At 38.5% G+C, this 24,071-nt stretch carries 27 protein-coding genes and 1 tRNA gene; 17 read left to right on the plus strand and 11 right to left on the minus strand.

Translation table 11 applies throughout. The features are described from left to right. Positions 1–165: 165 nt before the first annotated feature. The 3 genes from E0E36_RS04940 (at position 166) to E0E36_RS04950 (ending at position 1,509) form a co-directional block, all read left to right on the plus strand. Complete coding sequence (locus tag E0E36_RS04940; protein ID WP_130854948.1) at positions 166–654, plus strand: hypothetical protein; 489 nt, start codon at positions 166–168, stop codon at positions 652–654. A gap of 109 nt (positions 655–763) precedes the next feature. Then, the gene (locus tag E0E36_RS04945) at positions 764–1,003 is read left to right on the plus strand and encodes a hypothetical protein (RefSeq protein WP_130854949.1); all 240 of its coding nucleotides are present in this window, start codon (positions 764–766) and stop codon (positions 1,001–1,003) included. A gap of 113 nt (positions 1,004–1,116) precedes the next feature. Continuing rightward, the gene (locus E0E36_RS04950) at positions 1,117–1,509 is read left to right on the plus strand and encodes a hypothetical protein (protein ID WP_130854950.1); all 393 of its coding nucleotides are present in this window, start codon (positions 1,117–1,119) and stop codon (positions 1,507–1,509) included. 598 nt (positions 1,510–2,107) lie between these two features. Here the strand turns inward: E0E36_RS04950 and E0E36_RS04955 are convergent. The 3 genes from E0E36_RS04955 to E0E36_RS04960 form a co-directional block, all read right to left on the minus strand. Then, positions 2,108–2,644, minus strand: coding sequence for a hypothetical protein (locus E0E36_RS04955; RefSeq protein ID WP_130854951.1), 537 nt, complete (start codon positions 2,642–2,644; stop codon positions 2,108–2,110). 165 nt (positions 2,645–2,809) lie between these two features. After that, a tRNA-Ser gene (locus E0E36_RS27655) sits at positions 2,810–2,871 on the minus strand. A gap of 88 nt (positions 2,872–2,959) precedes the next feature. Further along, the gene (locus E0E36_RS04960) at positions 2,960–3,973 is read right to left on the minus strand and encodes a helix-turn-helix transcriptional regulator (RefSeq protein WP_130854952.1); all 1,014 of its coding nucleotides are present in this window, start codon (positions 3,971–3,973) and stop codon (positions 2,960–2,962) included. A 194-nt stretch (positions 3,974–4,167) separates the two neighbouring features. Here E0E36_RS04960 and E0E36_RS04965 point away from each other — a divergent pair, with 194 nt between their 5' ends. From E0E36_RS04965 to E0E36_RS04980, 4 genes are all read left to right on the plus strand, one after another. Next, positions 4,168–4,773, plus strand: a complete 606-nt coding sequence (locus tag E0E36_RS04965; protein WP_165446914.1) for a Panacea domain-containing protein — start codon at positions 4,168–4,170, stop codon at positions 4,771–4,773. A gap of 3 nt (positions 4,774–4,776) precedes the next feature. Further along, positions 4,777–5,241, plus strand: coding sequence for a hypothetical protein (locus tag E0E36_RS04970; RefSeq protein WP_130854954.1), 465 nt, complete (start codon positions 4,777–4,779; stop codon positions 5,239–5,241). 386 nt (positions 5,242–5,627) lie between these two features. Continuing rightward, complete coding sequence (locus E0E36_RS04975) at positions 5,628–6,194, plus strand: S41 family peptidase (protein WP_130854955.1); 567 nt, start codon at positions 5,628–5,630, stop codon at positions 6,192–6,194. Continuing rightward, entirely contained in the window at positions 6,182–6,658 is a 477-nt protein-coding gene (locus E0E36_RS04980) for a S41 family peptidase (protein ID WP_130854956.1), read from the plus strand. The genes E0E36_RS04975 and E0E36_RS04980 overlap by 13 nt, the downstream gene beginning before the upstream one ends. A 65-nt stretch (positions 6,659–6,723) precedes the next feature. Here E0E36_RS04980 and E0E36_RS04985 read toward each other — a convergent pair whose 3' ends face one another. Then, positions 6,724–7,173, minus strand: a complete 450-nt coding sequence (locus E0E36_RS04985) for a GyrI-like domain-containing protein (RefSeq protein ID WP_130854957.1) — start codon at positions 7,171–7,173, stop codon at positions 6,724–6,726. A gap of 38 nt (positions 7,174–7,211) precedes the next feature. Here E0E36_RS04985 and E0E36_RS04990 point away from each other — a divergent pair, with 38 nt between their 5' ends. Continuing rightward, positions 7,212–8,000, plus strand: coding sequence for an ATP-binding protein (locus E0E36_RS04990; RefSeq protein ID WP_130854958.1), 789 nt, complete (start codon positions 7,212–7,214; stop codon positions 7,998–8,000). Positions 8,001–8,386: 386 nt separating this feature from the next. On the opposite strand, the gene E0E36_RS04995 is transcribed toward E0E36_RS04990, so the two are convergent. Next, the gene (locus tag E0E36_RS04995; protein ID WP_130854959.1) at positions 8,387–8,671 is read right to left on the minus strand and encodes a hypothetical protein; all 285 of its coding nucleotides are present in this window, start codon (positions 8,669–8,671) and stop codon (positions 8,387–8,389) included. A gap of 71 nt (positions 8,672–8,742) precedes the next feature. Between E0E36_RS04995 and E0E36_RS05000 the strand changes: the two genes are divergently transcribed. Then, entirely contained in the window at positions 8,743–10,107 is a 1,365-nt protein-coding gene (locus E0E36_RS05000) for a Fic family protein (protein WP_130854960.1), read from the plus strand. A gap of 139 nt (positions 10,108–10,246) precedes the next feature. On the opposite strand, the gene E0E36_RS05005 is transcribed toward E0E36_RS05000, so the two are convergent. Both E0E36_RS05005 and E0E36_RS27660 read right to left on the minus strand, forming a co-directional pair. Further along, positions 10,247–10,966: a hypothetical protein gene (locus E0E36_RS05005; protein ID WP_130854961.1), complete on the minus strand. Its 720-nt coding sequence runs from the start codon at positions 10,964–10,966 to the stop codon at positions 10,247–10,249. 79 nt (positions 10,967–11,045) lie between these two features. Further along, positions 11,046–11,195: a hypothetical protein gene (locus E0E36_RS27660; protein WP_165446916.1), complete on the minus strand. Its 150-nt coding sequence runs from the start codon at positions 11,193–11,195 to the stop codon at positions 11,046–11,048. A gap of 35 nt (positions 11,196–11,230) precedes the next feature. Here E0E36_RS27660 and E0E36_RS28320 point away from each other — a divergent pair, with 35 nt between their 5' ends. After that, positions 11,231–11,335 carry a hypothetical protein gene (locus tag E0E36_RS28320; protein WP_423213029.1) on the plus strand — a complete coding sequence of 35 codons (105 nt, stop codon included), beginning with the start codon at positions 11,231–11,233 and terminating at the stop codon, positions 11,333–11,335. Between the two features lie 176 nt (positions 11,336–11,511). Here the strand turns inward: E0E36_RS28320 and E0E36_RS05015 are convergent, their stop codons facing one another. The 4 genes from E0E36_RS05015 to E0E36_RS05030 all read right to left on the minus strand — a co-directional run bounded on the left by E0E36_RS05015 (position 11,512) and on the right by E0E36_RS05030 (position 15,871). Then, positions 11,512–12,663, minus strand: coding sequence for an HpaII family restriction endonuclease (locus E0E36_RS05015; protein ID WP_130854963.1), 1,152 nt, complete (start codon positions 12,661–12,663; stop codon positions 11,512–11,514). 9 nt (positions 12,664–12,672) lie between these two features. After that, positions 12,673–13,911 carry a DNA cytosine methyltransferase gene (locus E0E36_RS05020; protein WP_130854964.1) on the minus strand — a complete coding sequence of 413 codons (1,239 nt, stop codon included), beginning with the start codon at positions 13,909–13,911 and terminating at the stop codon, positions 12,673–12,675. 621 nt (positions 13,912–14,532) lie between these two features. Further along, positions 14,533–14,976 carry a hypothetical protein gene (locus tag E0E36_RS05025; protein WP_130854965.1) on the minus strand — a complete coding sequence of 148 codons (444 nt, stop codon included), beginning with the start codon at positions 14,974–14,976 and terminating at the stop codon, positions 14,533–14,535. A gap of 178 nt (positions 14,977–15,154) precedes the next feature. Next, a complete protein-coding gene (locus E0E36_RS05030; RefSeq protein WP_130854966.1) occupies positions 15,155–15,871 on the minus strand; it encodes a response regulator transcription factor in 717 nt (238 codons plus the stop codon). Between the two features lie 282 nt (positions 15,872–16,153). Between E0E36_RS05030 and E0E36_RS05035 the strand changes: the two genes are divergently transcribed. The 7 genes from E0E36_RS05035 (at position 16,154) to E0E36_RS05065 (ending at position 24,048) form a co-directional block, all read left to right on the plus strand. Further along, the gene (locus E0E36_RS05035; protein ID WP_130854967.1) at positions 16,154–17,335 is read left to right on the plus strand and encodes a hypothetical protein; all 1,182 of its coding nucleotides are present in this window, start codon (positions 16,154–16,156) and stop codon (positions 17,333–17,335) included. A gap of 10 nt (positions 17,336–17,345) precedes the next feature. Beyond that, positions 17,346–18,329 (plus strand): hypothetical protein, encoded by a 984-nt coding sequence (locus E0E36_RS05040; protein ID WP_130854968.1) that lies wholly within the window; start codon positions 17,346–17,348, stop codon positions 18,327–18,329. 26 nt (positions 18,330–18,355) lie between these two features. Further along, positions 18,356–19,978: a hypothetical protein gene (locus tag E0E36_RS05045; protein ID WP_130854969.1), complete on the plus strand. Its 1,623-nt coding sequence runs from the start codon at positions 18,356–18,358 to the stop codon at positions 19,976–19,978. A 108-nt stretch (positions 19,979–20,086) separates the two neighbouring features. Next, positions 20,087–20,521, plus strand: coding sequence for a hypothetical protein (locus E0E36_RS05050; protein ID WP_130854970.1), 435 nt, complete (start codon positions 20,087–20,089; stop codon positions 20,519–20,521). 254 nt (positions 20,522–20,775) lie between these two features. Next, on the plus strand, positions 20,776–21,357 hold the full coding sequence (locus E0E36_RS05055) for a hypothetical protein (protein WP_130854971.1): 582 nt from the start codon (positions 20,776–20,778) through the stop codon (positions 21,355–21,357). A 78-nt stretch (positions 21,358–21,435) separates the two neighbouring features. Next, the gene (locus tag E0E36_RS05060; protein ID WP_207303718.1) at positions 21,436–22,731 is read left to right on the plus strand and encodes a hypothetical protein; all 1,296 of its coding nucleotides are present in this window, start codon (positions 21,436–21,438) and stop codon (positions 22,729–22,731) included. A gap of 63 nt (positions 22,732–22,794) precedes the next feature. Further along, positions 22,795–24,048 (plus strand): hypothetical protein, encoded by a 1,254-nt coding sequence (locus tag E0E36_RS05065; RefSeq protein ID WP_130854973.1) that lies wholly within the window; start codon positions 22,795–22,797, stop codon positions 24,046–24,048. Positions 24,049–24,071: the final 23 nt, after the last annotated feature.

Genomic DNA, 24,071 nt, shown 5'->3' on the forward strand with positions numbered 1-24,071 from the left:
GTAATTTTTAAAAGATTCAACATTGCGTAGGCTGCAAGGAGCCCTGTCAGAATATGGCTTTCGGAATATTACACTCCTATGAAGGCTATTGTCGAGCAGGACGTCTCCCCTGGTAAATTCTCCTAAAAGCAACTCAAAAATAAAGATTAAAAGGTTGTTAATGAAGTGTTAAAGACCTATCGGATCGATCTGCTGCCCGATAAGGCTATTCCGGCAGATTTCATGTCGAGCGTTGCTTATCGCGGAAAAAGGATGGCCTATACAAACACAAATAGTAAAGTGATTTATTCAGTTGCCGATTTCTTTAAATCGGGGAAAACGGTTGTTTTTCGATTGATAAGCCATTTAGACAGACCATTGTTTGTTTACTATGGCACCTCGAAAAGGCTATTCTCTTTGTCGGATTACACTTCAGATAATGCTACTCACCTGCTCCCGGTTATCGAACAGGGAATCCATGCTGTTGATTCAGAGAGGCGATTTATATCTTCCATAAACGCTAAAACACTATTTCAAATAAAGTCATATATGGATAATGAACCAAGTTGGTATCGATTCCTTCCTAGTTCTTTAAAGGCGTTTTACAAAATCAATGATCATGCACAAAATCCGGTGTTAAGCCTGTTGTCATTTAAAGAGAAAACAGGATTTTAGCAATTAAATTACTTATCATATTTTTTTATCTTTAACCTGATTAAATGCTAAAGTTATGAAAAAGTGATTTTTAACACTCGCCATTGCAACAGGCTGCTCGTCTATCTGCATGTCTCAAGAACGTCCAAGTGATTCTTCGGTACAGATATCGGCCGCTAAGGTTGTGGTTCATGCCGATTATCCAGAAGATGGTGCGCCTAATTATTGCGTGAAACCTGCCAATCGTCACGATGCTTCCGGAATTGTGACAACGTATGACGAAAAGGCTAAATACGTGATACTTGAAGGAGAAAAGAAGGGCGAGGAAATAGAAGTAACTTTTTCAAAAAATTCTGAGCAGGACAAATAAAATTCGCATTGCCTGTTGATAGTTTTAGGTATAGAACTGAAAAAAGTGCACCAGGCATAACCTAACCTGATCGCAGGTTTAGTAATATTAAATCGATGTTGAATGCTTGAACGATGGAAACAAAAGATTTTATAGAGAAAATGATCGAAGACATGTCCGAAGCTATGAAGCGGCTTTTGAAAATGGACTTTAATGCAGAAGGTGAAGCATTTATCCACGAGTTTGAGCAATGGGCGCGACACAATGCTGAAGCAAACAATAACTTATTAGTATACCTGAAAGAACAAGGTAATAATGCTGTAAAAGACACCTTGTTAACTACAGATCTGATACTTGTATTTTACCGAGCGTCTCTGGCTTATCAAAATAAATCCGATAGTCAGAAATCAAACTATTATCGTGAATTAGCAGCTAGCTTAGAAAACAAGCCAAGAACCATCTCATTCAATAATCATGAAATATTAGGCCAGATAGACGGATTAAAAAATGCCTTACATACTAAATGAAGCGAGAAACTTCTTTGGAGAATAACTAAGGTAGACCCCTGCTGGAGAAAGAAAGATGTGAATGTCTTCGAACGTATTGAGTATAGCCAATCACCTAAATACAAACAATATTCCACGATACACCTACATTACATTCAAGATTCAGCTAAATAACTATTTTGATGTACTTTACCATATCCCCAAAACAAAATCCTCCACAGAAATTAATTGAGTGGGTGAATCGGTTTGCATTTGCACCAAGCGAAGGGTCATTCGAAGCCATATTCCATTACCTATTTGTTATCGCATTCTTCAAATGGATAGCCTTGTGAATAGTGTGCTGAACCCTAAACATCTGATCGTTATTAGGCCACGATCTCTAAGTTGTTGAATTGTCGCTCAATAGAAAAGGCGCCTATTTAAGGTACATTCAATCATGGTTGGTTTAAGTGTTTAACAGTATAAAAGCAAAAGACACGCCCTGGGACGTTGTTCTTAAGGGTAGCATGACCGTGTACTGTTAATGCAAAAATAAAAAGAATTTATTAAGGCAGCCAAGGATATCACCAACAAAGCCCTTTGTATCAACACCTAAATCTCTAATTGTCGGACAGTCATATCAATAAATATGATCTATCAACAGGCATTCGTAGTAAGTGGCGTAATCATTATAGCGTAAATTTGCTGCAACGCCCGGTACGCGTGTATGATACAAGTCCATTGGAAAAGGTTCATATTCCGGATAAATCTCTTTTATGAGTTCACTGACCTGATTAATGATGTCCCGCTCTTCTTGGGACTGTATGCCACTAAGTGTGTTTAAACGGGTAATTTCGGATAGCAGGTAGACGGAAAAAAGATTCGTTATACCACTAATGATAAATACACAGGCTTCAAGTTTCCTGGGACCGATTCGCTGCGGAAGGTAAAACTCTGCTACATAACTTAAATCTACCTTTAGCTCCAGGACATTGACCTCCAATATCGATGCTACCTTTTCTTTAAGGCGATCAAATCTGACCATATCATTGCGACACTGCTCGACTTTTTCCCAATAATTTTTAGATTGTTCCGTTTTGTCATAATTCAGATCGCTGCGGGGTATCTCCACCGCATAATAGCGGTATATGATTTTCTGATATTCTTCGTTATGCATTAACATGGAGATTCAAATCAATTATTCTATACAATTTTTGTTATCAAGCAAATATTGAAAGTAAATCGTATTCAGTATTACAAATAAGCTAGCGGTAAGAGCAAAAGATACTAAGTCTGAAAAAAATGCAATCGCAATAGTACACTTATTGCCGTTTTTTGTCTGTACCCCGGAAGGGATTCGAACCCCTGACCCACGGTTTAAATAACCGTGATCGTACCTAGGGCGGGAATCGAACTTGCGGCTTATGTGGGCACAAGAGCACTCCACAGCTAAATTTAAAAATAAATCTGAATTTTCCGAAAAGAAAAATCCTTATTCAGTACTATTATATCCCTTTAACGCTTCTTTCAATCTATCTGCAATTTTCTTTTTAAAGGATTCAGGTTCCAAAACTGATACACGTTCTCCATAAGACAGGATAACGCTTTCCAGCTCATAATTAGGTATAACCTCAATTGAGATAACTAAATCGCCTTGTGATCGGGAGATAATCTTTTGCGATCCATGTAGTGGCTTTGATTCAACATAAGGAGCTGCCTTTGCATTAAATCTTAGCTTAATTTTCTGTAAGGTTTCTCCCTCTATTAACGAGACGCCGATGATGTCGTCAAAGTAATCTTTGAAATCGAAATTATGATTTTCAACATAGGAAACATGATGCGGCGTCAAGTCCAAAATTCTATCTAGAGCAACAATCGTTATTTTTTTTAGATAATCGTTCAAACCAAATAAGAACCATCGGTTATTATACTGCTTAAGATAATAAGGATGTATTATATATTGCCGAGGTTCAGGACTGTTAAAGGGGTGGTAAGTGATGCAAAGAGGTTGGCGATTTAAAATAAAGTGAAATAGCTGACCAATATATTCAGCTCCGCGTAGGTATTCATTATTGTCAAAGCCTATAATGTCCGGTTTGCCTTTTTCGAGCGTTTGTTCCAATTTGGCACTTAATTCAGAAATCCAACTGAATTCAGGCAATCCCTGGATACGTGAGAAAGTTCCTATGGCAGCTTGTAGCTGATCCCGCTCATTTTTGTTTAACGGCTGTTTATAAATTGTGAATCCCTTTTCTCCGTAGCGATAGAAAGATTTCCCATTCTTTTTATAGACTTCAATGGGAGCATTCCATCCCTCTGCACTCCGCATATGTTTAAGATCATCTCGCAGAGTTCTAATGCTAATGCCTTTACTTCCTGGAAAAATATCTTCCAATGCCAAGTTACATGCATTCAGCAAATCGTCAAATGAATATTGTTTAAAAGAATTGGATAGACATTTATCCAATATGTTATAACGGATCAATGCATGTTTATTATCGGCCATGTTGAGAAATCGATATCGTAAAGATAGTAAATTTTCTTACTGTGCAGATACATTGCACAATAGATGCTAATCTTTGTATCGTAAATAAAAAACATATGGATAAGCGTAATATCCCTCATGACATACCTAGTTGGAATATCACAAACTTGCCGTTATCTTTGTTACACACTAGGTTGTCTCAAAAACAAAAACGTATGGAACTTACATTAGCACAAGAAAAAGCTTTGAATGCATTGGTTTATTTCGCTGAGCGTATAAAGCCACTATATCTTACCAAAGCGATTAAGCTTCTCTATATGGCCGATGAGCAAGCTATACGTGATACAGGCGTCCCGATCACTTGGTTAGACTATAAGGCATGGCGGTTCGGGCCGGTTCCCGAAGATGTTTACAACAAAGTTAAGCAGGTTGATAACCTCCAAAAGCTAGATGCAGGTGATGGTGTATTATATAGCTTAAAAGTCTCCGATGCGCCCGCAGATTTACCGGAAGGACTTGTCTTAAATCCGATTCGACCATTTAATGATGATGAGTTCTCCGATTACGAGATTGAAATTTTACAGAAAGTCATCGATAGATATGGTAAATTAACCAGTGAGCAACTGGTAGATATACTTCATCAGGAAGGTACGCTTTGGCACCGTGTTGTGCAAGCTAATAATCTCAAACAACAATTTGAGCTGAAGAGTAACCGTTCCGATTACATAATAGAATTTACCGATCTACTAGATACTGATTATAAAAAAGCTGCTTTTGAAGTAGCCTATCAGTCTCACTTAATGCAACAAAACCTAATGTAGCTAATGGATATACTTAAACCGGGGAATATACTACATATTAAAGATTACGAATTCGAAAACGGGGGAGAGCCAAGAGACAAATATTTAATAGTCATTGATGTGTCGGAAGAGAAATCTCTTCTTTTAAGAGTACTTACTACATCAAGAATCCATGTTCCAGAACATAAGATGATGCACGGTTGCCGAAAAGAACCTGAAAACGGGTTGCACTATTTTATGTTCGAGAAAGCACGATGCATAGGAACGCATGAAGGCAATGACTTCTTTTTCGTAAAACATACCTTTCTGCTCTTCCGTAATAATATTAAAGCCGTAGAGCTCGAGGCTTTTATCAGGAAGTACGTCAATATTGCGCGCTGTGTTTGTACTATAGAAGAACAAGAGTTCAAACGGATTAAAAAGTGTATACGGCAGAATAGCGATATGGCGGATCGCTCTGCAAAAAGAAGCTTTCCGCATTTATTTTAGTGGTTAAACCTAAAAAACAAATTATGAAGTCATTACCTAAAGAATACCAGCTTTTAAAGGAGCTGAGTAGACAGAAAGATATATATTTCGCAACAGCGGTCAAACGAGATCGATACCGTTTAACAGATATTTATGATTATATTAAAAAAAGGAGCCCTTTTTGTCTCTTTTCCCTGAAGAGAAGTTTTTTAGTCAATTAAACCTCTAGGAGCAACAGATCTTCACGGCGATTAGCCGCTAGAGTACCTCTTCAATCAGCGTGCTATTTTGCTGTCATTTCGATGCAAAAAAAACAATTGGAAAATCGGCGGCTCGCTTTGATTCGGTTTTCCGGATCATAAGCCACTGTTAGAAAAGAAACTAATTAATCGCCAATACAATTATCTATGCAAGTATTCCCGTTAGCAAAATATCTACTCCTTATCGTTAGTTTGCTGAGTGGTTTATATTCACAGGCACAGCAGCATACGTTGCTAGATCGTATTATACGGCAAACCCAAGAAGGCTCGGTATATCGCAAACGACTATTATGGGATACCCTGAAACCTCAGATATATGCTGCCTATAATACGGCCGGAACGGATACATTAGTTGCGTTACGCGCTGCAGTAGGTTTAATGCTCGATAAACTTGATGATAATCATTCCTTTATACTTTATAAAGGAAAGTATATTGGACGGACGGGACGACGCAACACAATGGATCAGCTTAACCAGCAAACCAAAAACGCACTGAAAAAGCAGCTGGGCAGCCCGGTGCATACAGCAAAACTAGCCAACGGTATCGCATATATTAGTGTCCCCGGTATGCCTGCCGGTGCGAAGGACGGTCCCGACAAAGCGCACATCTTAGGGCAAAAGCTGCGCGATTCGCTTTGTTCCTTGGATCTCTCGCATTTAAAGGGTATCATTGTTGATTTACGTCTTAATACCGGCGGAATATGTACCCGATGATAGGTGGCTTGGGCCCCCTATTAGGGGATGGAAATGCAGGATCCTTTGTACGTGATGGGAAAATTTTAAGTACCTGGAGTATTAAGCGGAGTAACGTTTACTTAGGACGGAGAGCTTTCACTACGATAAATAACAATTGCAAGCCAAATAGGAAGTTGAAGATCGCTGTTTTGATAGGACCCGTTACAAGCAGCGCCGGTGAAGCAACCGCTATTTCATTCATCGGAAAGAAGAATGTAAAGTCGTTCGGAGAGCCGACTTCCGGCTTGATTACCGCCAATCAAATGATGGCCCTAGCGGCAGATGTTTATTACTACCTATCTGTTTCAACCGAGGCCGATCGGAATGGAAAAGAATATACAAAACCAATTCAGCCCGACGAGCTTGTTATGGATGGTGACAATTTTGAAAATTTACATGCAGATCAAAAAGTTATTGCAGCATTAAAGTGGCTGGAAAATTAACGAAGAAATATGTTATTCATGCATTCAGCTGTTTAGCGTAAACAGCCTTAATTCCATGACCGATTCTACTCCTTTACTGAAAGATAAATATCAATCTCAGCATTTTCCCAGTTATGGCTTCTTTCATCGTAAACCTCAAAATCAAAGCCGAATTTCCGGTTGATATCTGAATTCCAAATCTTTTTCCAAGCCTCGGTAATGCAGCCTGTCATCTGGCCTTTGGCCATTTCTTTGTGATAGGTCTGTTCTGGAATGATCAATTCATCCAGATTTTCCGGAACTTGAGTGTCATTTGCTACTTTGCAACCTATAAAATAGGAAAACAGTCCTTTTTCATTACTTTCATAGTCAAAGTAAACTGCATAAATAGCATCTGAAACTTTGCCAGGAATCTGATCTGCAATTTTTTTAACTTCAAATTTCTGCCATAGCTCGCCGCAATCTTTTCCCGATTGTTCGTTTTCATTTTTAGTCTTTCCTGGTAATTGGAGCCCTACGAGTTTAAATGATTTCATTTAATAATTCTTTGTGATTCGATAGACAAATATAATCAATGCTACTTTTATGGGCCCATTCCCCCTCTCCATTTGTGGAAAAGCGCCGTTTAGTTTTTGATCAATTCATTTCGGTTACCATATATCACAAGAGCTATGAAATCGGGAATCCGATCGAGGTACAGGTATGGCCAGATAAAATCGAAATATTAAGTTTTCCGGGGCCAATTCCACCCGTGGATGTTCAAATACTGAATCACCAAAGGCGGATAGTTGCCCGGGATTACCGAAATCGCCGTATCGGTGATTTTTTAAAAGAATTGGATCTTACTGAAGGACGAGGTACAGGTTTTCCGACCATATACCGCACTATGAATAAAAATGGTTCTCCTGATCCTATTTTTGAAACCGATGGCCAGAGCACCCATTTCCTGACTATTCTGCCAGCTCGTCAAGAAAAAAATGACCAAGCTATTAACCAAGCTGGTGTCGGAGTTAAAGATTTGGTATTTAAAGAATTAGGTGATGTTGTAGCTTTTTTCAAATTACCGAGTAACCAAGCTAGTAACCAAGCTAGTAACCAAGTTCAAGAGATAATCAATAGAACGGTACATGATAAAGTTGTCCCTATTTTAGGAACTGCTATGCAGTGGATTTCTAGCAGAGATTTGCTTACTCAAATAGGTCTTAGTGTACAATCCAAGAATAAAAACCGTTACCTAACTCCACTGCTTAAAATAGGCTGGCTTCAACTGGAATATCCTGAAAATCAAGCCCACCCTAATCAGCGGTATAAGATTACTGACGCTGGAAATAGGTATTTGGAGTTTGTGAAGTCGATAGGTTAGCTAATAAAGCCAACAATGAGGTATAAAGTTCGCTGATCTATATATTTTGATGGCCGAAAAGAAACCGAAACGGAATTTCTGCTGCTGTGACTTTAATAACTTCGGATTGATGAGCAATCGAAATATGAAAGATATCCGGTTCGCTCAAAATATCAGACTGATTAGGATATAAGAGAAGTACGCTGTTAAAGTCTACCTACGGTTTTAATAGCTTTGATTCCTTTTAGAAAAAGAAAGTACTGGCTTAAGTTTAGGTAAATACTACCTCTATCTATCGGCTGTATAAGCGCTTTGCTGATTATCATCAGTTTTTTCTCAAATAAACTTGGACAACCGAGACGTGCGAAAGTGGTTCATAAAGTTGTTCTGTTAACTATCTTTTGAGCTCACGGTTTGTGATCTCCATCCACATTAATTTTCTTGAATTGCCCCGGCGGCCTGAACTCCCAGTGATTGTGTTTATCGGCAACGATATAAACATGTTCATATGATGAAATTACATTTAATGGATGTGCACGATCGAAATAGAAACTTTTGACATCAGCCTCGTTAAAATAGTGATTAAAGTAATATACCTTATTGCGATCTCTCGCAAAAAAGAAATATTCAGGACCATCTATCACGTTGAACGTTTTGCTGTATTTGTTGTCGTGAAAGGTTATTCGCGACAAATTTATGTCGCAAAAATTGATTTTGCGACATAAAACAATTATTATTGTCGTAAAACTGTGGCGAATACTTGATGAATGCAACGGAACAATTAGACATAATCGTACAATCATTAGATGAAAATGGGCTATCCATCGATCAATTAATGGACAGGCTCCCTTTTCAAATTGAAAGGCGGACATTGCAACGACGATTAAAAAAGTTAGCGGACGATCATTTGATAATGATCACTGGGGGCTCGAGATCAACCAAGTATTTTCCCACCATTACCGAGGTACAAATACACAATGAAGACCGTTCCTCAAAACCAAAAGATGATATTCCGTTATCTATTGAAGGAAAAGATGTTTTAGCCCTAGTTACACGATCTGAGACAAAAAGAAAGCCAGTTGGGTATCAAACGGAATTTTTAGCCAACTACCGTCCTAATTTGGATAGTTACCTGACAAATGCAGAAAAAGAACATTTGGCACTGATCGGAAAAACACAGGGAGCTGCACAAGCAGCGGGAACTTATGCAAAGCAGATACTTGGTAGACTATTAATCGATCTATCGTGGAATTCCAGTCGTTTAGAGGGCAATACCTATTCTCTGCTGGATACCGAGATATTGATCCATGGTGGCAGACCTGCCGAGAATAAGTCTGCTAAAGAAACCCAAATGATATTGAATCACAAAGATGCGATTGAGTTTTTAGTTGAGGGAGCAGATGATGTGAGTTTCAATCGCTATACCATTTTAAATCTTCATGCTCTGCTCTCCAACAACCTGCTGTCCAATCCCGCGGCTTCAGGTAGATTAAGGGAGTTTGGTGTTGGTATAACAAATTCGGTGTTTACCCCCTTGGAAATACCCCAACTCATTTCTGAATTTTTTGATTTAATTTTAGAAAAAGCAAGGCAGATAAAAAATCCGTTTGAACAGTCATTATTTGTCTTAATACATTTGCCTTACCTTCAACCGTTTGATGACGTAAATAAGCGGGTTTCGCGTTTAGCTGCAAACATCCCATTAAACAGCAACAACCTTGCGCCACTATCCTTTGTCGATGTACCGGAAGAATATTATGTTCGAGGAATGCTAGGCATCTATGAATTGAATAGAATTGAATTATTCAAAGATGTTTTCATTTGGGCGTATGAGCGATCCGCAATGCGCTATGCTGCCATTAAACAGTCGCTTGGAGAACCTGACCCATTTCGCTTAAAATATCGAGAAGAGATGAGAGTTATTATCTCCAACATCGTTCGTAATGGAATAGGAAAAGAAGGGGCAGCGCTTTTCGTAAAAAAGGAGGCGGAAAAAATCCCAGAAAATGATCGCAACAAATTCATCGAAGCAATTGAAACGGAGATTTTAGCTTTGCATGAAGGTAATTTTGCACGTTTTCGGATATCGCCTTCAGAATTTAAATATTGGAAAAGTAATTGGAATTGATACTTAATCACCCTCGTAAGGATTAGGCGAGCACAAGAGCACTCGACAACCAAGTTTAAAATTCCGAAAAGAAAAGGATTTTCTAGAAGCAGGGGACATTGGAAAATCAACAATTTTAAACAATCTCCGATCCCTTTACCTATTTAAAATAATCAACCACGGGATATTCACGATAGGAGCGACGATCCGTATTTGTCCAGAATACCGATTTTTTTCCAAAAGCCTTTAGTAGTAATTCCTTAACCTTAATGGCTTGTTTACGCCCATCTTTTCCGGGGCATCCTTTTTCCAGCACTTCGGGAGCGTAATACCGTAAGCGTTTGGTACCATTTTTTGTTAACAGATCGAAGAAATAGGTGTGTAAATCATGCTGGCCTAATCGCTCTTCCGTTACCGTATTTCCCTTTTCGTCTGTTGTTACCTTCTTTATAGGTGGGCAGCCAGAGCCATAGATATTATCATCAGCCATTTTCCACGGATCCAGTTTCATCAACTGTTTCCAGATCTTTAGTCCATCCTTAAGGGGCATTTGATGTACGGAAAAAAAAGGCCCGAATTTAGAGACGTTTCGGGGAAATTGCTTGTTACGAATAAAGTCACCAAGCGAATCAGGTAGGGCTTCATATCTAGGAAGATCATTGTGATCGTAATGATAAGTGAAAAAGCTTACCGTATCCCCCTTTTTGCTTACAATAAATACATTTTTTGGCTCTGCTGAAAAGGGAACGGATCCGCTGAAGATCAAGGTGCTGTCCGCATAACGAGTAAATACTTTTTCAACCTCATCTGCGTGATGTTTAGTGGCCAAAGTTGTTAATGGTAGTAAAAGTGATAATATTAGTATATATAAGACTCGCATGCTTTTAGTAATAGATGAATTACTGAACATTTTTCCATAATGTCAAGCACTGCGAGAAGAGGAAAAATAAAACAGCCACTTAATTACAGAACGATGTTCCGCTGTTTGGTTTGTCCTTACCTCCCATATAGTTTGACGATTTTTCTTCCATGCCCCGTCTGAAATGGTATATTTTAAGAATGGCGGAAATAGGAATATAAGTATTCGGGTCTAATTCTCGGTTACCCATAACAGGTGTGTGAATTGTCAGGAACGCTGGATATCGTGATCAAAAAATTCAGATTGGCTATTTTCATTGATGGCGAGTTCTGGCACGGTTACAACAGGGAGAAAAATAAACATCCGACGAAAAGCAATAAAGCTCTCTGAATAACCAAGATAGATCACAATATGTAGCTAAACCATATTAAAAAAGAACGACTACATGCCATGGGTTACACGGAATGAAGGAGTTGAAAAAGAACTTATCGAAGTTGGTCAATCAGGTAATGTAGTATGCAAAGAAGCAAAAAGAAACCGAATACCTTTTACAATTGATTCCCCTTTTAAGTGAACCTTACTTGAAGATTAATCTTATAATACAGTTTATTTTGCTCCTCATAAAGCCAACCATAGTAATATTTCTTTCCATTGCTTTTTGGAAATCCGGGATTTAATTCATCTTCTCCGGTAGAGGCCTGTTCAAACATTGTGTTGTTAAGAAGATAATTACTAAAAAGATTGAAGTCGTAAACATGGAAACAAACTATGTCGCCATCATTTTTTGCAATTATGACACCGCCAAATGAATCATATTCGCCTATCCAGGGAGTTTCTGCCGTCATACCCATAGCAGATTCGATTAAGAATCGTTTTATTTTACTTTCGTAAAATTTTTGGCCTGAGGTTTCACCTCCATAAAATTCCATGGGATCGTTGGCCTCTAAGAGTTCTGTGACTTTTTTTATCGATGGTTCCCTAAAAAACCATCGATAGTACAAGGCCCAAGCCATTACTTCTGGAAGATCTCCATCAACTATTTTTAGATTTTTCCAAAGTTTACGGGACTGAATATCTTTGAATTTTAAACGACATCCCATTCTATGGAGCTCATTAAGCCGATAAGTCAACCTAGATGTTTTGTTTGGTGATTTATAGGTGTTTTTGTTAAAATCAGTAAGGTCGCAATTTGATTTGTTTTCAACCTCATATATGAAATTATTACCTAATCCTGTATTGAACAACGTGGAATCATTTCCCAGCAGAGATTTTATACTAAATCCAAGGTCAGTTTCTTTAGCAAGACGGTGATCATAAATTCTTAATTTTATATCAGCTTTAGTGGATGAATCTGCCTTAAGTTTGGTGATCAGAAGATCTCTGTCCAATGATTCACCGATTGGATTTATAGGAAAGGTTTTCCCTTTTCCAGTTTTTATGCCTTTTAATATCTCTTTCGAAATAGTTGTAAACTCGTCTATTGATACAGTGGCAACATGCTCGGCGGCTGAATTGATTACTTTATAAATCGTAATGTCATCAGCCCTACGGAAATCGAGGCGATAATTCCGTTCGTCTTTATACGCGGTGACTATTTCATAGACATTGTCTGGATCCCTGTTAAGGGAAAAATCGGATTGAAAAAGCTTTCCATCAGCAATAACCTTTATCAATACATACAATTCGCTCCATTCTCCTTTATTTCCAACTAATGGCATAATACACTTTTAATTAGGTTGTTGCAGATTCAACTTTGCTAACAATTTTTCGGCCGTAGCTTGGATGGCTGGTACGGCAACCGAGTTTCCGAATTGTTTATAGGCTTGGACGTCCGATACACAGATCCTGTACGTGTCTGGGAAACCTTGCAGACGGGCCCACTCACGGGGAGTCATTTTCCGTATTCCTTCACGGTTTACTTCCCCTTTTATTTTGGTAACAGGGGTAAAGTTGCTAAGCCGTTCATCAATTATCAGATTTCGCTCTCTGCCCATACCGCCACATACAACGGCATTAGCAATACTATCATTTGGTATTATCTCAAATCCGAATCCATTGCCTTTGCTTTCGTGTCTCGCTTTATGTTCTTTTAGCGTTTTTAAGTATTGAGTTGATAAGTAGTATTTTACTGAGACCTCCTCCTTTTCAAGGATGTCTTCGATAGCGACCGGTTGATCCAACGGTTCAGGATATTCAAACTGATCAATTCCCAAATCTTTATGATAGCCAATAATGAAAATACGTTCTCTATTCTGAGGCACTCCGAAATCTTTTGCGTTGATAATCTGTGGATCTGGTACAAAATAGTTTAGATCGTCTCTCAATACGTTTAATATCGTATTTAACGTTCTTCCTTTGTCATGGTTTCTAAGTCCCTTTACATTTTCCAAGAAAAAGGCTTTAGGCTGATGACGCCTAATAATTTCAGCGACATCAAAAAAAAGTGTTCCACGTGTATCTTCAAATCCACCTCTTTTTCCGGCAATGGAAAATGCCTGACAAGGGAACCCGGCACAAAGAACATCGAAACGTTTTGGGATGAAGCCTTTGGTTGACTCTTTCGTGATATCACCAAAAGGCACTTCTCCAAAATTAAATTCATAAGTCCTTTTTGCGCTTTCGTCCCACTCGCTAGTAAAGACGCATTTACCCCCCAGATTTTGAAATGCCAACCGAAACCCACCAATACCTGCGAAGAGGTCTATAAAGGTAAATTTCGGTTTGTCAGGGGCAGGGAAAGGTATGTCCCATTTTATCGGAACTAATTTCTTTAACGGTACAGCTTGGATCTTTTCGTTTCCCTGTTGGATTTCCTGATAGTATGAAATGGCCCGTTCCGCATAATCGATTGTATCTTCCAACGCGAAGTTCTGCAAATAATGGGTTAGGATAGCTACATTTTCCGCAGATCCGTTCATCTTTTCGATATTAAGATGTTTCCTAAAGTCCGAATAATTGACTTTCATAAGTATTTCGATGATAACCGTTCAAATAGGTGAAAATATTAAAAGTACAAATATGCTAAAAAAATTAGTTTATTTGAAAAGAAAACGCTTTTCCTCAGGATAAAAGTAAAAAGATTCTCTCTGTGATAGGATCTTTGTGGAAACATTGGAACAATGTTGAAAAAATAGTTGGAAAATCAATATTCCGTGCAAAGAGCAGGCTTAATCAATTTACCCCGGGATATCAGGCACGTTTGGATCAAAATGGAACAATAGTTTATGCGTAAGCAGATTGTCTGTTTCCACGAGCCTACTTTTTATCAACGACTTGGTGCGTCTATGGTGATCCCCCCGATCTCTTTAATTTGCCTTACCGCATCTTACATTAAGTCTTGTTGACCAAATGACACATTGAAGTAGTTCACCGTATACCACGCGTTTGCAATCATGCTAGCCAAGAGCTGGTGCTTGTTCAACTCGGCAGTAGGTTTTTACAATAGAAGGGGCTAGAAAATTGAGACATAACAACTTTAAGTATATTTTCTGTTTATACTTGGTCGCCATAACTTTAATAGTCTTTATCAAATGGCGGTTCTAACCAAAGAACAACATCTGGTGTATATTTTAGAGAGAATGTGACTTCTACGTTCCTTTCAAGAATATTTTTACCTTCTTATTTTGTATAGCATTAAGTTTTTCTTTATACCGTTCTGCTGACGGGTTCTTAGCTTTTAATTGTTTCAACGTACTTTTGGTTACGAATATGGTGTCATATTTTATTTGATTCCGCCAAGGTAAACTTGCTCCTCTTTCCTTCTTAAATCCATTTGTTGCAACATTGGTTAGGGTGCCGCTGTCAATTAGAAGAATTTCTTTTATTTCTTTATTGTTGAAAACCGAGTTGAAATCTGTAAAAGCAGTTCCTTGCCTAATTTTTAAAGAGTCTAATGCGTTTTTATCCTTGTAGCCAATAAAATCTTTATCTACGATCCAAAAATAAGGGGCGCATGAGGCAACGGTTATGCTCGCGAATAGCGCTAATAGTAACCTGCACGAGCCAGCATGTTTGAATTTTTTATTTTTCATTCTTCTTGTAAAGTATCCTAAAATACAAATTATGGCATATTATCTCTCCCTTTTTCCATATAAACTGAAAAGAGACTAATGGGGGTGGCCATCATTTTGCTGGCATCAGCAAAATGAAGCACCCTGCATTACATGATAAAGTTTTCCTGGCAAACCAAATAACATCCGAAGCTGAATATTAAACCAAGCCAAAAGAAACGGCAAAGCGGATCAGTTCGGCCAAGCTCTTTATGTTCAGTTTGCGAATAATGTTCTTCCGGTGGTTGTTTACCGTGTGGATAGATATGAAAAGCAAATCCGAGATATAGTAACTGCTTTTTCCCTCCGCAATGAGGGCGATGATCTCCTTCTCGCGTTTACTTAGGGCATTGAACAGGTGAAAATGCTTCATGCAATAAGTACTCTGATCTGCCAAATAGTGGCAGCGGTTAGAAGCCTGTATCAAGCCGTCTGCAGGTAAAGACAAATGGAGCAACAGCCCTGCTTCTGCATTGAGGGTGCGTGTTGTGGTAAGATACCATTCATAGCGGCCTTTTGTTCCTGTTTTTACCCGTTGGTAAAAAGAAAATAAGCTTTTCGGATCTCCGAGTTGCAGGTAATTTACCAGCTGTTTGCGTAAAATCGAAATCTCTTCGTGCGGAAAAAATTGCTTAAAATATTCCGGCCCCATCAGTTTAAGCTCTTCCGATGAGTGGCGCAGCCTGTCGGCTCCGTATCGGTTCATATAAATATTTGTTAGGCTCTTGATGTTCTGTAACATTACACTGCCCGGCAAGTAATCACCAACCTCTTCCAACTTCAGTTTTCCTGCTTGCACTTCATTTACTAGCGCATACAACGGGGCTTGTATATGTTGCCCAATGTAGCGTGCGGGGATAGACTTTAGCGTGGCCATAGTGCGCGGTTTTAGATTGTTAACTTGTTGATTGTTAGCTATAAATATAAGTGTATAAATAAAAAGAAACAATACACAATTTTATAAAAATATAGCTTTTATTAGCATCTATGCGTTGGGGGTAACAATATTTGTACTTTACAAATGAACGAAGTGATAAACAATAAATGGCTACCAATAGCTATTTGAGAACATTAAATAAAGCAGGAGCTTTAATCAAGATTCAACCACTTATAAGTAAATACAACTAATCAGTATCAAAAGCAAAAACAACCGTCAAAAATGAATTTAGACGATTATCTCAACGAAAACCTCGGCGCAACGAACACTCCATCCAATTTATGGAGTACCCCTAAATTCAATGCAGTTACCGATATATTCGGAGGTATCGAAAATGTAGGCCCTATCATGGCAACTACCACTTGGCAAACCTTATTAGAATCACCCGATCTTAATCGCCGGCTTTATCCCAACGCCCTGAAACATGCTTCCTATCAGCCAGCGCTAAATCACCAACTGGAAAAATACTTGCTTTGTTTAGGTAATGGACAATATTGCCTTCTGGTGTTCGACCCTACAATGACTACGGATGACCCTATATACATTGATGCCTCTAAAGGCAATACCAAACAATCTATCCGATCAGGCTATGGTATCTGGAAATCAAAAATCGCGAGTACCGTAAATCATATGTATCTCCGCAATATGAATAACTTATATGGTTTCGGTAATCACAATCAGTCACTGGATAAATTCTCATATCCGTTTCAATCCATTTATAACCAAAACACGCTTGATTTGCTGGAATCCGATCTATTTGAATACAGCATCGATCAGATCGAATGGCCAATCATCGTATGCAAGCCACCCGAAAGGATTCTTTCCTGTTATCATCCGGATGAATCGCATGGTGTTGCGGTAAACAGCGATGGTTCATACAATTCATTGGCAGGCATTTACACACAGGATGTAAGTGGCGATTACGGTGCAACCGTTTGCTTGCATTGCTTCCCCAATTCGTATGTCGAAATAGGGAAAACCCAAGTTATCATACACGGCTTGCAAGGCATTGTGAAATCGGTCAACAATATTACAGACAGTTGTTTTGTGAAATTAGATTTAAATGAAAGCCAGATCACCCAGTACAAACCTTACAAGGGTCCCTTATTGGGTGTAACACCGCGCGAATTCGAAAGTTGCTTCTTTTATAACCGAGATGGCAAAAAGATAAAAAGCGAAGTGATCGGCTGGTCGCCAGACATCTTGAATTATGAACCCTACAATCAAGTCAAGGTACTTACCTCCCCACATACAAATCCAGGGGATTCAGGGACCGCGCTGATCGATAATAACGGAAACGTTTTAGGTTTCGCTTTTTATCGTACTGGCCTAGATGCTCTTAAACAGTTTTCTGCATGGATTTGGGCTGCGTCCGTATTCAAATCGCACAATTTAATCTCTTAATAACAAACATATGGGATGGTTTAATGACATATTCAGCAAAGACGCCGAAAACTGGCTCTTCAGAAAACTAGCTGCCACGCAAACACCTGAAATGCGGCAGCATACCATTATAGAAGCAGACGGAGGATACCTCAGTATACGATTGAAATCCATGCGCATTGTGAAGACCAGAAGCGGCTTCAATAAATTTTACCCTACCGTTCACAGTCACCTTGAACTGAGTTATATTGGCAGCGGCACTGCAAAATTTAATGTCGTCACAACACCGACCAATTTGGTAGAGCTAGACGGAAAAAATGTCGATAAGGTTATCAACGTAAATCGTACCTTGCTAGATTCGGTACCCTACCGTGGCGGGAATGTGAAGCTGGAAATAGGTCTGTTCTCAATACAGGAAGATAATCTGGCATCGCCATTCATTACGTTGCTTACCAAGATGTCAAAGTTAGGAGGCGTTTCATTTATAAGTGCAGCTTTACCCTATGTAGAACCCTTGGAAGAAGGGATTAAACTGTTAACCGGGAGCGATGTGAAACAAAAATTAGAAATAGGAGTCTGTACGGAACTTAACGAGATCAGCACGGGCTTATTTGTAGTAATGCGAGCTAACGATAATGATGTCGACGTATCCAAGCTAAGTATCAAGGGTGATGAGTTTGCACTTATAGACCGTTCTGGAAAACCCGTAAAAGACTATCCTTATATGGTTTTTGAAATCGCTGCGAGCGATAAACGGACCGATTTCTTTAAAATACCTGATATAGCCAGCGCTTACAATGATTTACGAAAAGCTGTGCAAACGAACGACTTTGAAAAAGTAAAAGAAGCAAAGAACTTCTTCCGGGTTATTTTATTAACAAGCCCTGATCTCTTGACTAAAGACGCCCAAAACATCTTTAACCAGGTTGATAAAGAAGTCAACGAAATTATGAATACCACGCAAGTTAACCTCGCGCCAAGAGAATTAATGCCGCTAAATCGAGTAAAGTTATAAGTAAATTTTTTACGCGCTAACCACTAATGATAGCAAAGAAATTATCATCCGAATCAAAGGCCTCTGCAACTGAAGTGCCTTCGATTAAGCTCTTTACCATTGGCGATAGTATTTCGCAGGGCTTTATGTCTATGGCCGCTGCCAGAACCGATCTAAGCTATTCCAGTATTGTTGCTAGAGAGATGGATTGGATCAGCGATCATCCATTTTGGGATAAAGGCGGGCATCCGCTTAATCTTGAATTGTTCTTTAGAAAACTAACGAAACGTATAGGTCATGAATGGGATACTTGGAATCCTTTCGAATTAATTAAATTGGTGGATGGCGCTATGGACATTCTTGATAGCGTAGAGGATTTTTACGAGCGTGGAGAAGGTATCTACGATTCTGACTATGTACCTGTCAAAAACGGAAATGACATCCTTCATCAAGACTTTTTCCACAATGTAGCTGTCAGAGGGTTTAATGTTGCCGATGCTTGGACTGTTAGTGCGGATTTGGCCAAACGGATGATCGATAAAGATAAAGACTCATTTATTGATAACAGGCTTGGTGGGCCGTCGGCAAGTTTTTTCAGAACCGCGGCCAGGGTACTCAGTAGGCTACCACAAACTAAGCCGCAATATAATACTTATACGGCAATTGATTGGCTGGAACATCATACCAAACATAATGGAGGGGTAGAAAATGTATTTCTATGGCTGGGGTCAAACAATGCATTGGCTACCGTGCTTGATATGAAGATCAGTCAGTCTCCCGGAAACTTGCCGCCATTACCTAGAGTGAGTACCGCCTTGAATGATAAAGAACGATCGCATTTATACGCACTTTACGAAAATTATTATAATAAGTACAATCTCTGGCATATTAACGATTTTTTAAACGACTATCAGCTTTTGCTCGATTACGTGGATAAAGCGTTGATTAATTCCCCAGTAGATACCAAGGTGTTCTTAGGTACCATACCTTATGTTACAATTGCTCCGATTGCCCGAGGGATGGGAAAAGAGTTTGAAATTAATGGACGAAGATACTTTGAATATTACACTTATTTTCCTTTCGATGACGAGCGGCTCGCTGACCATCCTAAACTGCCAGTTTTGCGCCTTAGCGAAGTTCTTTTCATTGAGGAAACAATAGCTGGCTATAATAGAGTTATAAAAGAACTTGTTGCTGCAAGAAATAAAGACCTTAAGAAAAGCAGGTACTACATTGTTGATATAGCCACTTCTTTTGAACAAATGGCCTTTCGCAGAAATCACGGTGTACCAGCTTACACTTTTCCTGATTACATTAACAACAGATATCCAAAACCAGATACACGCTTTTATGAACGTCATCAAAATCAAGGTAGTAAAGGCGGATTGTTTTCATTGGATGGTGTCCATCCAACAGCTATAGGACAAGGTCTATTGGCTTATGAATTTATGTGTGCTATGTTAGGGGCAGGTATTAAAATGGAAACAGTGCAGCAAAAGATTATTAAAAATAATGTCGAATCCTTTGTAGCAGTGCCAAAAATCAACTGGGAACGAATCTATAATGATGATCTGCTATACTCCCATCCGCTGCCGCTTGCAATGGAAATCTTTAAGCACGATCGGTTGAAAAAATTTGTGATAGAGTCTGCTCACTATTTTAAGAGATGAGAGACGTTGTATCTAGCTAATTTATAATGAGATAGTTTTTTGAAAATTTTAATTAGAATTATCGGATTGATTTTCTGATTAATTCAAGCAATAAAATGGTATCTAACTATGTTACACGAAGAGTTATTAAAAGAGGAATATTTACATCTTCAAAAAATTGTAGAAGAGTTCGATGGTAAGACTATAACTATAAAGGCGTGGAGCGTAACAGGGAGCCTAGTTGCAATTGGAACGGGTTTTTCGAATAATGTACATTTTGGCAATGCTTTGTTCCTCATTGGCGCATTATCTTCATTTTTGTTTTGGATCGTTGAAGCGAATTGGAAAGCGTATCAATTAAGTTACTATCAAAGGATAACAAGAATCGAAACACATTTTCGCGGAGGCGATTATACATCAGCCTTTCAAATATCTTGTACATGGGCAGAAAGTTGGCACAATGAGTTTAAAAAAAGGAGAATCGAAATTATGTTTTGGCCGGGTGTTATGCTTCCCCATGCCGTGATAGTTGTCGGAGGGATAATTTTGTTTTTTGTTATTTAAGGAGGAATAGTTAAATGTCTTCACCCTGTAACGTTGATTCTGAACCTAACGATGCAAATAATTGATGTTTATAAGGTACGAGATTAAGGGATAAAGATCTTGCGTTTCGAAAGTATATAACGGGGTGGTGAGATTGAATGAATTGTGATTAGAAAAGAACAATATAGCTAGCAATAGTCATTTGATGAACACAAATTAATTGTCAAATTTGGTGAGATAAGTCGTAATAATTTTGTACCAAATAAACTGGAATTATGATAGTACCACCAGAAAAACCACGATTATCGGCAAGAGACCTAAAGCTGATGATAGAACCATATAATATCGACCGTAATATATACCCTCTAGTAATTGTAGGGATTAGGGGGTATTACTTGCGTAGTATGGGTGATCCGAACAAAAATGACCGCGGAATATACGATGATGCTATATTTGTGGACTCACCAAACGTCACTGCATCCTTCAATGCAAATACAGACCCAAGTAAAATAAGGAAAGGCGTTGGATATAATAAAGGTAAAGGAATGGCAATGTTGAAACGTGGGGCATGGAAGTCTTATCAGTTCGGAAAACACAAAAGCTATCAGGCACTTATTCAAACAGGAGGCAACGTAACCGTTGTCCGTGATGGGAGTCCAGATTATGAAGATACAGGTTTTTTCGGAATAAATATTCATAAAGGTAGTTATAGTTCTACCTCTAGTGAAGGCTGCCAGACGATCTATCCGAATCAATGGGACGGTTTTATTTCGCTAGTGAAAAGTGAAGCGATAAGATGTTTTGGAGAAGAAAACAAAAATTTGATAATCCCATATGTTTTGGTAGAGAGTAAATAAAAGCGGATATATTTTCACATATAATAATTATTGACGAACTAAACCGCAGAAATGTAGTCTTTCATTAGGTAAGTTATAATGAACATAGGAATAATGTTGCCTGGATTAGGCGAAGCTTTTGATGGTATCTCCGCCCGGAATTATGCAAAGCGGTTGGCGAAGGAATATGATCTCAACACCGATCCTGAAATAAAATATTTTGTCAAAGAAGAGAAATTTGAGTACACAACCGATTCAACTACTCACTGTCTATCTATCTTTTCTCAGAAAAATGGAAAAGAAATATTAGAGTATATATTGTATGATTTCGGCTATAGTTCTGTTCTGTGTGGAGAGTTTAAGAAGAAGAATGTGCTTCAGCAAAGCTTTTTTTTATTCTTTATAATATTATCAAAAATTTCAATAGTAATAAAGAGACTTTTTAAAGCTTCTGGTTCTGGGTTCCGGTCACAGCGGTTGCGCTTTTTTTCTTTCTATACATTTACAATTCTATTAATTTTAGCTACTGGAGGAATCCTCCTCATTCCAGCTACGTTGATACTGATAGAAGAGGTTCTGGAACTGCAATCGTCTTTCTTTATTACCGCTCCTTTTTATGTTTTCATGAAAGGGATTTTACTAGCCATAGCCTCTGTTGTTTTGGCTGCAATAGCAATCGTTCCCAGTGTAAAAGAAAAAATCAGCTCGTTGTCGACGGAATTCGCTTGCGCCCATTATTACCTCGCTTTTGGAGAGCGAAGGCAGGCATTAATGGGGCAATTAAACTCATTATTGCAATTTATCGCTGAAGTTCAAGGTAATAAAGAACCAATTAGTGTTCAATTTCATTGCTACAGTTTTGGCAGTATCATCGGAATGGATTTCTTATTCCCATATGGGGACAAGCCAGCAAAGCAGACTTTAGATCTTGTTGATGGAATTTTTACAATCGGATGCCCCTTTGAATATATTTCGGCCTACTATCCAAATTACTTTGACGAGCGGTATACAAATACAGGAAATTCGATAACGTGGTTTAATATTTTTTGTTCTGTTGATGCTTTATCGTCTAATTTCAGGAATGATAATTTAGATGAACCACCGTCTTTTAGCTATTCGAATGGAGTCCCAATGCCTATAAATAAGAAATACGAGTTAGCCAATATCAAAAACGCTAATATATTTAACTTTTTGGCGCTTTATCCACTGAGAGCTCACCAATTTTATTGGTCAAAAGATTTAATGGGTACTAGTTGCATTAACATCGTTTTTGATGTGTTACAAGAACGCGGGTGGGCAACTCAAAACAACGTATCGATTGAAAGTGAAATGAAAATAGAAGACGGGTTACGTTTGCCTAATAATAGCACGTCTATTTCAGGAAGCATTGAATAATCGCTGGTATTATAATATAATAAACTTTAATGAATCTGATCTCGCAAACTAAAACGACTTACTATGGCTACAGAAGCAGGAAAAGGTGAAAATAAAGTATATGTTAAAATACCTGAGAGTAACGACAAAGCAAAGCTCACTGTTCGAAATCACTATATTGGGGTAGACGCGGTCGCTTGGTATGTTAATAAAGAGAACAATTGGTTTTCAAACAAAATGGCTTCAGGGACGCTTGAAATTAAGCTTTCCAGTGGACTTGAAAATTATAGTGTGGCACTTGGGACATTTGAATTCAAGGGTGGTAGCAAAATTGCGCCTATCTTTGAGCAAGCTGTAATTCCAGATAGAAATTTTAGAGGCGGAAACATTACGCTTCGCGCGCAGCTTTCTGCTGTTAAAAAGGATACCGCATTGGCTGGGATCTTAAAAAGTGCAGCTAAGGCTACGTTGGGTGTTGCTGCCGGAATGGTGTCAACAGCTTCCGCAGTTACCGGACCTTCGAAATTTGTCGCTGCTGCTGGAGAGGATATAATCTCTGGCGTGAAGAATGTGCTTTCTGCTACTGGAGCCAAGCGGGAGCCGCTATTTGACTTTAGTGGGCTAGAATATAGTATTCGTCCAGAGGATATTGTAGGTCCAGAAGTATACATTTTATTTCACAGAGGGAAGGTGTTAAATACAAATCAGCTACAAATAAAAAAAGAGGAAAACATCTACTTGCCGTTTTATAATAATGTATTGTTAGACGACGGAGTTTGGTTATTGGTTAGAATTCGCAGAAGCGATGAATATACCGGTGTAAGAGAATGGCACGAACTTGCTAGACAATTTCGAACAAAAATAAGCAATAAAGTAAACGATTTTTTTTTCGGTTTGGCTGATAAATCAAAAGCCCTTTCAGAGTTTCAGCCCACAGCGTCAGGAGAGGCTACGTTAATGGATGAATACATCAAGCTACGAAGTCTAATTAACTACGATGGCGTAATCACTGAAAGAGAGGCTAATTTTCATGTTATGTATTTATTGACAATAGTTCATGCCGCTAAAGTTGCGATTTCAAATGATAAAAAGGAATTGTATGAGGCTGAGATTGAAAAATTTAATAACGCTGTATTGTCTTCAATTGTTCCTGAGACCCGCTTGCTAACAAGTTATAAGGAAGAAATAAACAATCTTCTCTCTTTGCGGGCAGGAACAATTAGTAGTGATACTCCATTCAAAAGAGTAGCAAGCATGTCCCTAAACGATGTGTTTTCTTCTACAAAGTATATGAAGAACCTTGTTTCCGAATATAACGATCAAAGAGTTATGGGTTAAAAATAATTGTTCTCTAAATAATA

Origin of the sequence: Olivibacter jilunii (genome assembly GCF_900607235.1) — a bacterium.
GTDB lineage: Bacteria > Bacteroidota > Bacteroidia > Sphingobacteriales > Sphingobacteriaceae > Olivibacter > Olivibacter oleidegradans.